The sequence below is a fragment of the Pilimelia columellifera subsp. columellifera genome (genome assembly GCF_039532605.1).
GTDB classification, from domain to species: Bacteria; Actinomycetota; Actinomycetes; order Mycobacteriales; family Micromonosporaceae; genus Pilimelia; species Pilimelia columellifera.
The window spans coordinates 1-11852 of the sequence record NZ_BAAARY010000003.1; the positions used below are offsets into that span (position 1 = coordinate 1).

Here is an 11852-nt window from a genome sequence, read left to right on the forward strand (position 1 = left end):
GCATTCGTTGCTGCTGCATGCGCTGTCATCTGCTACCGCCGCGCCGTCCGCCTCGACCTGTTGACCAGCAACAACCCCAACTGACACACGGTCTAAGGGCCAAAGATCTCAAACCCGGCTACCGATTCGTCACCGCCGACAACCGCAAGGCGGAGGTCGTCAAGACCCGGACCTGGAAACAACACCAACAGGTCTATAACCTGACCGTCGACGGTCTCCACACCTACCATGTACTAGCCGGCACCACCCCCATCCTCGTCCACAACTGCGGCCGCGATGCAGACGAATATGTCGGGAAGCACCGGGGTGACGGTCACGGCCAAGATCCAGGGTATGTTGGACGCCACCGCGAGCCAGATGCGGGCGATGATGCGCTGCGGCGCTTCCGTGTACGCGATCAGCAGACGCAGGGTCGTGTTGATAAGGTCGACCAAGCAGAGAAGACCGTCTCGGGAGCAACCGAGATTGTTGGGGGGCCGCAATTGCTACCTCAAGCTGCCTTGCCTGATGCCAGCGTCGGCGGTGCCATTATGGCCGTTGCATTCATCGGACGAGTTGTGTGGAGAGGTTTGAAGAACCGTGGCGGAAAGTAAAGAAGCCTTGTTGATGCCGAGTGACCTGTTGATTTGTAGTCCTGACCAGGTGGCGCGCAGAGCGGTAGCGGGAACCACTAATACCGCTGTCGGCGAGAATGCGTTGCGTTTGTTGACCACCTTTCTGATTCTGCTCTCCGATAAGTTTTCAGGCGATCCGTCTGCAGAAAGTCTGGTAGCGCTAGCTGACCGTGCAGATGCAGAAATGTCGCCTATTATTCCTGACCAGCGGCTCCAGGGGTTGGCCTTGGTTGGTTCGATCGTCCGCCATGAGCAATTGGATATCTCAATATCGTTAGAGTCGGCGTTTGTTCTGCTATCCCACCTAGCGGCGCAGTTGATGCGCGAACTGGGACTCAGTGAACATGATGCGACGCTACGGCAGCGCGTCGAAGACTTATTAGAACACAGAAGAGCGGAGCTAAATTCTGTATTGCAAAATATGGCGCGTCACGAGAAATCAGATCTCCCCCGCTCTGCTGCCGGAAGAATGATCTTCTGGCTAGCTCAGCGGAACGACAATGAATTCAAGAAGTCCCGGAAAGAAATGCGCTCGAATCCGGCTGAATCGGAACGACTTTTCGAGATTGCCTATTGCTCTTTTCGAGAGCTTGTCAGGCTCCGGTTCAAACAAAAACATGGTTATGAAGAAGTCAAGACATTTATTGCTGGCATTGAAAAGCCGGTCTGGAATAACATCACCTTGTCCTCGATCGAGGCAGAATTGCTCGTCCGAAGCGCACTCGGTGAAAGCGGGCTCATTGACAGCATAAGCGACGAAGATATAGTTGCTATTGCAGCGCAGATGTTTGTCCACCTCGCAGAACAATTGGACTTGCCTAACAAGATGATTCTGGAAACTATTAGAACTGTCGAACGCGAGCGCTTTTCTCTCGGCTGAAGCTATGAGCGGAGGCGAACTCGGGCTGCGTCGTATAAGGCAAGCGAAAGTAGCAGCGGCTTCGGCGCTCGCCGCTCTGGAAATCGAGCTGGAGCGTACCCGTGTAGGCAAGGGCGCGGTCAGCACCGAGCAGGAGCTCGCCCTCATTTATCGTCACCTTCGATCGATGGCTGATTGCCTCGATACCGGCAACCTTCCCGACTCAGGAAATCGGCCTCGCGGCATAGGTCGAGTGGTGACGGATTCCTGGCCGATTGAGTCGACGCTTGGCGAGTTGCTGATTGCTGCTGAGAAGGCGTATTTCAACGCCTAACCTGGCACATCAAGAGAGGGTGTATGGGCGCGCATGTGGAGAAGGCTTCGCTAGCTCCCTTTCGCTCCTCTGTCAATTTATGGCGATCTTTGGTGGAGTTTGTCGCTTCGCGTGGTCATTGTTCCTTAGCCATTATTGACAATAGGAGGCTGCTGTGGCGGTAGCCGGCGTTCTGACCGGCACCCTGAGTATGGGTGCTTTCGGCGCGGTTTGTGACTGTCCCCACCGTCGCGATGCGGACGAGCGGGGACACGACACCACCTGCATACCAGGGCCCGGCAAAGTCAGCTCGTCGCCCGATAGGCACATTCGACCGAATGACTGTCCGTCGCGAAGTGGCCCGCACCCCCGGCTCAGGGCAATGGTTGACCTGAGGATCAAGAGTCGTGGTCGGGGCGTTTACGCGCGGCAGCGGTCGGCTGAGTACAGGTGGCTGTCTGGGAAGTCGCCGGCTGTGAGCACCCGCCCGACGATTACCACCGCTGTCCGCTTGACCCCGGCCTCGTGCACCTGACCGGCGATGTCGGCGAGGGCGCCACGGAGGATCAGCTCGTCGTCGCGGCTGGCCCGGGCGACAACCGCGACGGGGCAGTCGGCGCCGTAACGCGGCAGCAGCTCGGCCACGACGGCGTCGATCCGCTGGACGGCCAGGTGCAGCACGATCGTCGCCCCGCTGCGGCCGAGGGTGTCGAGGTCCTCGCCGGGTGGCATCGGGGTGGCCTGTGCCCAGGTGCGGGTAAGGATGACGGTCTGCCCGACGGCGGGCACCGTCAGCTCTCGGCGCAGGGACGCGGCGGCCGCGGCGAACGCCGGCACCCCTGGCGTGATGTCGTAGGGCACCCCGGCGGCGTCGAGCCGGCGCATCTGTTCGGCGACGGCGCTGAACACGGACGGGTCGCCTGAGTGCAGTCGGGCCACGTCGTGGCCGGCGGCGTGGGCGTCGACCAGCTCGGCGACGATCTCGTCGAGGCTCAGCTTCGCGGTGTCGACGATTCGGGCGCCGGCGGGGCAGCCGGCCAGCAGCTCGGCGGGGACGAGGCTGCCCGCGTACAGGCAGACCGGCGACGAGGCGATGAGCGCCTGCCCGCGGACGGTGATGAGGTCGGCTGCGCCCGGCCCGGCGCCGATGAAGTGCACGGTCACTTGGTCACCACCCACTGTGTGATTGGCATGGCGGGGCGCCAGCCGGTGAAGCCGCCCACGGGCGTGGCCCGGCTGATGCTGATCCGGGTCAGTTCGCCGCCGAGCCGGGCCCGCCACCCGGCGACGACGGTCTCGGATTCGACGGTGACGGCGTTGGCGACAAGGCGTCCACCGGGCCGTAGCGCCGCCCAGCAAGCGTCGAGGACGCCGTCGGCGGTGACGCCGCCGCCGACGAACACAGCGTCCGGCGAGGGCAGGTCGACCAGCGCCGCCGGCGCCGCCCCGACGACCACGGTGAGCCCGGGGACGCCCAGCGCCTCGGCGTTCCCGGCGATGTGCGCGGCCCGCGAGGCTTGCGACTCGACGGCGATGGCCCGGCAGCTGGGATGGGCGCGCATCCATTCGATGCCGACGCTGCCGGAGCCGGCCCCGACGTCCCACAGCAGCTGGCCTGGCAGGGGCCCCAGCCGGGCCAGGGTGATCGCCCGGATTTCCCGCTTGGTGAGCTGTCCGTCCGTGGTGGCGTAGGTGTCGTCGGGAAGGCCGGGCACGCGAGGCAGCGGCGTGACCCCGCCGTCGGCGACGCACTCGACGGCGACCAGATTCAGCGGGTCGAAGGGGCCAGCCGGCGGGTTCAGCGCCGAGCCGGCGGTGCGGCGTTCGCCGGGTCCGCCGAGCTGTTCGGCGACGGTGATCCCGCTGGCCCCGTACCCGGATTCGCGCAGCAGCCCGGCGATCGCGGCGGGGGAGCCGGCGTCGGCCGACAGCACCAGCAACCGCCGGCCCGGGGCGAGGCTGAGCAGCAGCCCGGCCAGCGGGCGACCGACCACGCTGACCACCTCGACGTCCTCAGCCGGCCAGCCCAGCCGGGCGCAGGCCAGCGCCGCCGCCGACGGGTGCGGGAGCACCCGCACCGCCGTGGGGCCGAGCAGCCGCGCCAGGGTGGCGCCGACGCCGTAGAACATCGGGTCGCCGCTGGCCAGGACGGCGATCCGGCGGCCGGCGTGCGCGTCGAGCAGGCCCGGCAGCGCCGGAAGCATCGGCGACGGCCAGGGCGCCCGCTCGGCGGTGATGTCCTCGGGGAGCAGGTCCAGGTGCCGGCGTCCGCCGAGAATCACCTCAGCCTGACGCAACGCCGCCTGCGCGGCAGTGGTCAGGCCGGTCCAGCCGTCGGCGCCGATCCCGACGACCGGCAGCGGGGAGTTGGTCACGGGGACTGACGCTAACGCGGGTCACAGGTTGCCGATGATCCGGGTGACCGCGATGGTCAACACCACCCGTTGCGGGTTGGGTCGGGGCTGCCGGTAGCGGGCGGCGTACCGGCGTTCGGCCTCGGCCACCGCCGCCGGCGAGGCGTCGACGACAGCCCGGCCCTCCAGGGTCACCCAGCGTCGGCCGTCGACCTGGCAGACGGCGACCGCGGCGCCGTCCGGGCCGGCTGCCGCGACGTTCCGTGCTTTGCGCGACGGCCGCGAGGTAATGACGCGGGCGGTGGCGGTGACCGGGTCGAAGGTGACGCCGACCGGGGTGACGTGCGGCGTCCCGTCAGGGCGCGGGGTGGTCAGGGTCGCCAGGTGACGTTCGGTGAGGAACTGGGCGAGCGCCGGCGACTGCGGGTCGATCCGGTGCCGGGTCGGCGTGGCCATGACGCTCGCTTTCGACGACGGGCGTGGTCGTTGTGTGGCGGACGCTCACCGGTCGGCGTCGTCGCCGAAGAAGCGGTCCTCGGTCGACGAACGCGGCCGGGGCAACCGGTTGGCCGGGGCGCGGTTGAGCGAGTGCCGGCGGACGGGGCCCGCCCGCCTGTCGCCGGGCGTCGCCGCAGCCGGTTGCGGATCGGACGCGTCGTTGTTCAGGTCGTAGGCGCGGGTCACGTCGTCGATCCGCTCGTAGGGCGCTGGCGGCGGCGCTGGCTCGGCCTGCCTGTCACGGGCTCGGCCCGGCGGCTCGTTGAGGCTGGCCGGTGGGTGGTCGCCGGCGTTCAGGCTCGCGGCCAGGCGGGCGCCCAGCGTGGGCCGGCCGGCCCCGGGTCCGCCAGCGTCGGTCCTGGCGGTCCGGTCACGCCAGCGGGCGGCCCAGGCGCCGGTGGCCTCCGGGTCGCGCCCCGTCACCGGTCGGCTCGGCGGCGCGGGGGCGGGGGCGGGGCGACGCCATCGCGCGGGCAACGCCGTGGCGAACAGCAGCAGGGTCACCAGCAGCGGCAGGGTGCCGTTGCCGACCGGCGCGGCCAGCGGCAGGTCCCGGCCCAGGACGGAGGTCCGGGTCAACGCCGACATCGTCGCGAAGGGATCGATCATGAGCGCGGTGACCGGGACCGCCAGCAGCAGGGCTGCCGTCGCCGGACCGGCCGGCGAGACCCGACGCGGGAGCAGGCCAGCGACGAGCAGCGCCGCCCCGGCCAGACAGCCGAGCGCGGGGAGCAGCTCGGCGGTGCGGTAGATCTCAACGTCCTCCCACTGCCGGAGGGCGCTGGCCGACCAGGTCTGCCCGTACCCGACCAGCAGCCATATCAGCGGCGCGACCAGCGTCGCGGCGAGAAGGCTTCTCATGTGTCGCATTGACGCACCGTACCGTCGTCGCCGCGACCCAGCCACTTGCCGTGGACTACGCCGCGGTCGCCGCGCAGTGACGCCGAACAGCGGATCAGCGACATCTCAGGCCAGAACGATGGTCGCCTTCTCGTCGGCGACCCGACGCGCCACGACGGCGCCGTCCAGGTTCGCGCAGAGCACGACGCTGCCCCGTACGGCCAACGGCGCCAGCAGCCAGTCCAGCGGCGCGGAGTGGGCCGAGGCGTCGACGAGCGCCCGTGATCCGGTGGTCAGGCCCAGTTCGGCGGCCCGGTTCCGGGCGGCGGCCCGCAGCTCGGCATGGGTGAGGATCCGGTCGTTGGTCTCCCAGGCCACGTCCGTGGGCTTGGCCGGGACGGCGGCGGCGAACCGGTCGCCGTGGCCGCGCACCGCGGTGATGTAGTCGGTGAAACCGTCCGGGGGGTTCGCCAGCGGCATTCCCATCGGCGCCAGCCCGACCACGTATCGGTCAGCGGCCTGCGGGTCCGCCTCGCCGGCACGCTCGGGGGTGGCGAAGACGACCTCGGGCGCGGTGTCGGTGATCCGGAGCCCGGCCGCGAGGCAGCCGAGCAGCACGGCCGCGCTCTGCCAGTGCGGTGGCAGCAGCACCAGCGCGGTGTCCCCGTCGCCGAGCCCGCACTCGTCGACCAGCAGGTTGGCTGTTTTGGCACGCCAGTTGTCGAGGGTCGCCCCGGACAGCTCCACGCGCTCGCCGGTGGCGTCGTCGTACCAGGTGAGGATCGGTCGGGTGGGGTCCGCTGCGATGGCCTCATCAAACAGACTATTCCCCGTTTCCGGACTTATGATCACGAAGCCTCTCATAAGGTGGGCTGGGTCCAGGTGGAACCAGGGGAGGACCACGGATGCGGACCCAGCGACCATACCGACTGACCGCCGTCCTGCTGGCGGCGCCGACCACCGTCGCCGGCGTCGCCCTGGTGGCTCTGACCGCGCCCACGCCGCCGTCGGCGGACCCCGAGCCCGAGAACATTCCCGGCGTCGAAGGCACGCTGGACCCGTCCCCCCAGCTGCCGGCCGCGCCGACCAGCCAGCCGCTGGCGCCGGTCGTCGAAGACCCGGACGTCGCCGCCGTCATCGCCAACGGTCCCGCCCCAACCGACCGGCCCGAAGGCAACACCCGGCTGCGACTCGGCGAGTTCACCCGGCCCGCCCGCGGCGCCCAGGTCGCCGCCGAGCCGCCGCCAGGCGTCACCGTCGACCCGGACACCGCCGAGAGCGCCCCGGCCGGCGCGCCCAGCAGGACCATCACCGTCCGCCGGAACCAGACTCCCGAGTTCTCGGCCGTCGGTCTGACCTGGACCACGCCCGGCGCCGCCCAGGCGCTGGTGTCGTTGGCCGTCCGGGTCCGGCAGAACAGTCGGTGGAGCGACTGGGAGACCTCCGGTGGGGGTGAAGGTGGACACGACGCCCCCGCCGCCGGCGGTCGGACCTTCCGGGACGGCTCGGAGCTGCAGTGGTGGGGCCCGGCCACCGGTGTCGAGGTCGCGGTGACCGCGGTCGGCGGCGTGCTGCCACGCGACCTCGCCGTCGACCTCATCGACCCCGGCCGACGGGCCGCGGACGAGGTGGTCGCCCGGCTGTCCCCGCGGGACGACCTGCCGCGGATCGCCCCCACGACCCCGCCCGCAGAACCCGCGCCACCCGGCCCCTCGGCCAGCGCGCCACCGAAAGGCCCCTCGGCCAGCGCGCCGCCCACCGACCCGGACGCCTCCGCCAGCCCAGGCGCCTCCGGCGTCGCCCCGACCGGCGACAGTCCGCCCGGTCCCGCCGCCGGCGGTCGGGAAGCGTCGCCGGCCGGCGCGATGCGGCTGGTCGCCTCCGCGGCGGTGACCTCGCCGTACCTGGCCCCGCGGCTGACGATGCCCGCGATCCGGCGTCGCGCCTCCTGGGGCGCCAACGAGCGCTGGATGGGCTGGGACGCCGAGCACCTGCCTGAGACGAGGGCGGCGGCCCTGCACCATACGGCGACCAGCAACAACTACCGCGCCACCCAGGTGCCGGCGATCCTGCGGTCGATCTATCATTTCCATGCGATCAGTCGCAAGTGGGGTGATATTGGGTACAACGTGCTGGTAGACCGGTTCGGCCGGATCTGGGAAGGGCGGCGCGGCGGGGTGACCACATCGGTCATCGGCGCGCACACCGGTGGCTTCAACTCCTACGTCACCGGCGTCTCGCTCATCGGCACGTACGGTTCCCGGTCGCTGACGTCCACCCAGATCCGCAACATCTCCTACTACCTGGCCTGGAAGTTCTCCCTCAGCCCCGGCTTCGACCCGCGTGGGTCGGTGCGCCTCACCGGCGGCGGCTCGACGTCCCGGTGGAAGTACCCGACGACCGTCGTCGTGCCCCGGATCTTCGGGCACCGCACCACGAACCACACCGAGTGTCCGGGCGCCCGCGGCATGGCCGCGCTGCCCGCGATCCGACGACTGACCGCCTCGTTCCTGGGCCGGTGGACGAACCCGGCCGCCTCCCGCCTCCGGCCCTCGCTGTGGCGCGCCGCCACGGGGCACTGGTACCTGCACGGCGTCAGCGGCGCGGCCGTCCGGGGCCTGCCCGGCGACGTCCCGACGCCGGCCGACTACGACGGCGACGGCAGCGTCGACCTGTCCATCTACCGGCCGTCCACCGGCTGGTGGCACGTCTGGGCCAGCCACTCGCGGCGGGCGCACCGGGTCAAGATGCCGTCAGGGATCATGCCGACGCCGGCTGACACCAACGGCGACGGGGTCGCCGAGTTCGTCGGTTATGTCGCCGGGTCGTGGTACCGCTACGGCGCGCCGCCCATCGCCCACGGCCAGGTCGGCGACGTCCCCACGCCGCTGGACCTTGACGGCGACGGCCTTGAGGAACTGGCCCTGTACCGTCCGGCGACCGGAGTCTGGCACGTGCGTGGCCGCGCCGCGATCACCTTCGGCCCCGGCAACGCGGCGCCGGCGCCCGCGGACTACGACGGCGACGGCGCCGACGAACTGGCCACCTGGTCGACCGCCACCGACCAGGTGCGGATCATGACCACGCCGGTGGGGGTGTGGTCACTGGGTGGTGACTACATCCCGTTGCCCGGTCAGTACCTGGGCGGTGTGGCCGCCGACCGGGTGGTCTGGGCGGCCGGCGTCTGGCGCTACAGCACCGGCCGCGCGTTCGTCTACGGTGGCCCTGGCTACCACCCGATCGCGATGAGCTGACGCGGGAGGTAAACCTCAGACAAACAGCGTCGCAGGTCGCGTCGTGGGCAGGGAACCCTAGTTCGCGGGGCGTAGGCTGGTCGGGGTCAGCACGCTCACACGAATGTGTCTTCCGCTCAGGAGCAGCCTCGTGACGTCCGGTCGTCCGCCTCGTGTCCTCGTCGATGCCACCAGCGTTCCGGCTGATCGCGGTGGCGTCGGCCGATATGTCGACGGGCTGCTCGGCGCGCTCGACGCGGCGGAGGACGCGGTGCAGCTCATGGTCGTCGCGCAGCGTACCGAGGTGGAGCGGTACACCCACATCCTGCGCCGCGCCGAGATCCTCACCGCCCCCGCCGCGGTGGTGCACCGCCCGGCGCGGTTGGCGTGGGAACAGACCGGCCTGCCCCTGCTGGCCCAGCAGAACGGCGTCCAGGTGCTCCACTCGCCGTTCTACACCTGCCCGTTGCGGGCGACCTGCCCGGTCACGGTGACTGTCCATGATGCCACCTTCTTCACCGAGCCCGAGCACTACGACAAGTCGCGGCGGGCGTTCTTCCGCAGCGCCACCAAGACCTCGCTGCGCCGGGCGTCCCGGGTCATCGTCCCGAGCAAGGCCACCCGCGACGAGCTGATCCGCATCCTGGACGCCGACCCGACCCGGATCGACGTCGCCTACCACGGGGTCGACCAGACGGCTTTCTACCCGCCCTCCCCGCAGGAGAAGGACCGGGTACGGGCCAGGCTCGGTCTGTCCGGGCAGGACTACGTGGCATTCCTGGGCGCCAAGGAGCCCCGCAAGAACGTCCCCAACCTCGTCCGCGGCTGGGCGCGCGCGGTGGCCGACCGACCGAACCCGCCGGCGTTGGTCATCGCCGGCGGCCACGGCCATGACGACGAGATCGACCTGGCCGTCGCGGACGTACCGGCGCACCTGCGGCTGCTACGACCCGGCTATCTGCGCTACGCCGACCTCCCCGGCTTCCTCGGCGGGGCTCTGGTGGCGGCGTACCCGTCGCACGGCGAGGGCTTCGGCCTGCCGGTGCTGGAGGCGATGGCCTGCGCGGCGCCGGTCCTGACGACGCCCCGGTTGTCGCTGCCCGAGGTCGGCGGGGACGCTGTCGCGTACACCGGCGAGGAGCCGGAGCAGATCGCCGCGGACCTGACGGCGCTGCTCGACGACGAGCCGCGCCGCAACGAGCTGGCCGCCGCCGGGCTGCTGCGGGCCAAGGAGTTCACCTGGCGGGCCAGCGCCGAGGTGCACATGGCGGCCTGGCGTCGGGTCGCCCCGTAGGCGAGGCGGGTCGGATCGTTCCGGTACGGCATGATGGGCAAATGTTCTATGCGGTCATTCCGGCTGGCGGCAGTGGCACCCGACTGTGGCCGCTCTCGCGCGCCGGGCACCCGAAGTTCCTGCACCCGCTGAGCGGCGGCGTCGACTCGTTGCTCCAGGCGACCGTCGCGCGGTTGGGTCCGCTGGCCGGTCCGGAGCGGACCTTCGTGGTCACCGGCGTCGCGCACGCCGCCGCTGTCGCCCGCCAACTACCGGTGCTGCCGGGGCGGAACCTGCTGGTTGAGCCCTCGCCCCGGGACTCCTGCGCGGCGATCGGTCTGGCCGCCGCTCTCATCGCCCGCCGTGACCCGGATGCCGTGATGGGCTCCTTCGCCGCCGACCACCTCATCGGTGACGTGGACCGATTCCGGGAGGTCATCAGCCAGGCCGTGGCCGGCGCCCGCGCCGGTCATCTCATGACCGTCGGCATCACCCCGACGAGGCCGGAGACCGGTTACGGCTACCTGCACTGCGCCGAGCAGCTCGACGGACCGGCGCGCCGGGTGGCCGAGTTCAAGGAGAAGCCGCCCTACGACGTCGCTGTCGGATATGTGGACTCTGGTCAGTATCTGTGGAACGCCAGCATGTTCGTCTGGAAGGTCGCGGTGTTCCTGGCTGAGCTGGAGCGCCAGAACCCCCGGCTGCACGCCGGCCTGGACCGGATCGCGGCGGCATGGGGCGCCCCGGAGCAGGACGAGGTCCTCGGCGAGGTGTGGCCGACGTTGGAGAAGATCTCGGTGGACTACGCGGTGATGGAGGGCGCGGCGGCCGCTGGCCGGGTGGCCACCGTGCCGGGCGACTTCGGCTGGAACGACGTCGGCGACTTCCACACCCTCGGCGAGGTGCTCCCCGGTGACGACGACGGCAACGCCGTGCTCTCGTCCGGACGGGTGCTTCTGGACGACTGCTCCGGCAGCGTCGTGGTCAGCCAGACGGACCGACTTGTCGCCGGCCTGGGACTGCGCGATCTGGTCGTGGTCGACACCCCGGACGTGGTCATGGTGTGCCCTCGGGGCCGCGCCCAGGAGGTCAAACGTCTCGTCGATGCGTTAAAGGGGCGTGGCGACGGCGATCTTGTCTGAGCGGTGAACCGTCGACATCGGCCGTGAGCAGGAGATTCATCGTTCGGACCGATTGCGGATCGATTGATGGTCGTGTTCTCTGGCGGTTGGACCTGGGGGGTCACACCGGGCGTCCTGCCGCCTCACCGGCAGTGTCGCCAGGAACAAGTCGTCCGTCCGTTCAGTAGCCACCTTCAGTGACGGGGTGGTCGGGCCGGCCGGGCCTGGCTGTTCCATGGCCGAGGAGACGCACCACATGCGACACAGCGTCAAGATCACGGCCAAGCTTGCCGGCTACCAGACGATGAGCTACCGGGAGGCCGGATTCTGGTGGTGCTGCTGGTGGTCGACCGCAGCGTCTGCGGCATCGGCTGGCTCAACGCCACCGCCGCCCGCGGGTTCTCGGTGGTCTCGACGAGCTGCGCGACGGGCCTCTACACCGTCGCGCACGAGATGGGCCACAACCAGGGGGCCCAACATGACCCGCAGACCTCGCCCGGGACCCGTCCGTTCCCGTACGGGCACGGTTTCAAGGTGGAGGGCAAGCACCGGACGGTCATGTCGTACGCCTGCCGCACCGAGTGTCAGCGGGTCAACTACTGGTCGGGGCCCAGGTCGAAGTTCAAGGGCGTGACGCTGGGCGACAAGAGGACCAGCGACAATGCCAGGGTTCTCAACGAGACCGCGGGGAAGATCGCGTCTTTCCGGTAGGGGGATGGGCAGCGTACGCGCCCGGAGTGTGATCCG

Annotated in this window: 12 protein-coding genes; 7 read left to right on the plus strand and 5 right to left on the minus strand. The window is 69.9% G+C overall.

Annotated features, from left to right (window positions below):
- The 3 genes from ABD287_RS04365 to ABD287_RS04375 form a co-directional block, all read left to right on the plus strand.
- The coding region (locus ABD287_RS04365; protein WP_344168606.1) for a polymorphic toxin-type HINT domain-containing protein at positions 1-593 on the plus strand (593 nt) is incomplete at its 5' end.
- Complete coding sequence (locus tag ABD287_RS04370) at positions 580-1494, plus strand: hypothetical protein (RefSeq protein ID WP_344168609.1); 915 nt, start codon at positions 580-582, stop codon at positions 1492-1494. The genes ABD287_RS04365 and ABD287_RS04370, both read left to right, overlap by 14 nt.
- Before the next feature lie 4 nt (positions 1495-1498).
- A complete protein-coding gene (locus tag ABD287_RS04375) occupies positions 1499-1807 on the plus strand; it encodes a hypothetical protein (RefSeq protein WP_344168613.1) in 309 nt (102 codons plus the stop codon).
- Positions 1808-2206: 399 nt separating this feature from the next.
- Here the strand turns inward: ABD287_RS04375 and cobM are convergent, their stop codons facing one another.
- The 5 genes from cobM to ABD287_RS04400 form a co-directional block, all read right to left on the minus strand.
- Positions 2207-2950, minus strand: coding sequence for a precorrin-4 C(11)-methyltransferase (gene cobM, locus ABD287_RS04380; protein ID WP_344168616.1), 744 nt, complete (start codon positions 2948-2950; stop codon positions 2207-2209).
- A complete protein-coding gene (gene cbiE / locus ABD287_RS04385) occupies positions 2947-4161 on the minus strand; it encodes a precorrin-6y C5,15-methyltransferase (decarboxylating) subunit CbiE (protein WP_344168619.1) in 1215 nt (404 codons plus the stop codon). Before cbiE ends, cobM begins: the two co-directional genes overlap by 4 nt.
- 21 nt (positions 4162-4182) lie before the next feature.
- Positions 4183-4596 (minus strand): pyridoxamine 5'-phosphate oxidase family protein, encoded by a 414-nt coding sequence (locus ABD287_RS04390; RefSeq protein ID WP_344168622.1) that lies wholly within the window; start codon positions 4594-4596, stop codon positions 4183-4185.
- Between the two features lie 45 nt (positions 4597-4641).
- The gene (locus tag ABD287_RS04395) at positions 4642-5508 is read right to left on the minus strand and encodes a hypothetical protein (protein WP_344168625.1); all 867 of its coding nucleotides are present in this window, start codon (positions 5506-5508) and stop codon (positions 4642-4644) included.
- A 96-nt stretch (positions 5509-5604) separates the two neighbouring features.
- Positions 5605-6330, minus strand: a complete 726-nt coding sequence (locus tag ABD287_RS04400; RefSeq protein WP_344168628.1) for a TIGR03089 family protein — start codon at positions 6328-6330, stop codon at positions 5605-5607.
- A 53-nt stretch (positions 6331-6383) separates the two neighbouring features.
- Between ABD287_RS04400 and ABD287_RS04405 the strand changes: the two genes are divergently transcribed.
- From ABD287_RS04405 to ABD287_RS04420, 4 genes are all read left to right on the plus strand, one after another.
- Complete coding sequence (locus tag ABD287_RS04405) at positions 6384-8732, plus strand: N-acetylmuramoyl-L-alanine amidase (protein WP_344168630.1); 2349 nt, start codon at positions 6384-6386, stop codon at positions 8730-8732.
- Positions 8733-8862: 130 nt separating this feature from the next.
- Positions 8863-10005: a glycosyltransferase family 4 protein gene (locus ABD287_RS04410; protein WP_344168633.1), complete on the plus strand. Its 1143-nt coding sequence runs from the start codon at positions 8863-8865 to the stop codon at positions 10003-10005.
- 41 nt (positions 10006-10046) lie between these two features.
- Positions 10047-11126, plus strand: coding sequence for a mannose-1-phosphate guanylyltransferase (locus ABD287_RS04415; RefSeq protein ID WP_344168636.1), 1080 nt, complete (start codon positions 10047-10049; stop codon positions 11124-11126).
- Between the two features lie 309 nt (positions 11127-11435).
- Positions 11436-11816: a M12 family metallo-peptidase gene (locus ABD287_RS04420; RefSeq protein WP_344168639.1), complete on the plus strand. Its 381-nt coding sequence runs from the start codon at positions 11436-11438 to the stop codon at positions 11814-11816.
- Positions 11817-11852 lie beyond the last annotated feature (36 nt).

What these genes read in the sequence shown, in the direction of transcription:
- ABD287_RS04375 (WP_344168613.1), top strand. Translation starts at nt 1,499, where the DNA reads ATGAGCGGAGGCGAACTCGGGCTGCGTCGTATAAGGCAAGCGAAAGTA.
- ABD287_RS04390 (WP_344168622.1), bottom strand. Translation starts at nt 4,596, where the DNA reads ATGGCCACGCCGACCCGGCACCGGATCGACCCGCAGTCGCCGGCGCTC.
- ABD287_RS04395 (WP_344168625.1), bottom strand. Translation starts at nt 5,508, where the DNA reads ATGCGACACATGAGAAGCCTTCTCGCCGCGACGCTGGTCGCGCCGCTG.
- ABD287_RS04405 (WP_344168630.1), top strand. Translation starts at nt 6,384, where the DNA reads ATGCGGACCCAGCGACCATACCGACTGACCGCCGTCCTGCTGGCGGCG.
- ABD287_RS04415 (WP_344168636.1), top strand. Translation starts at nt 10,047, where the DNA reads ATGTTCTATGCGGTCATTCCGGCTGGCGGCAGTGGCACCCGACTGTGG.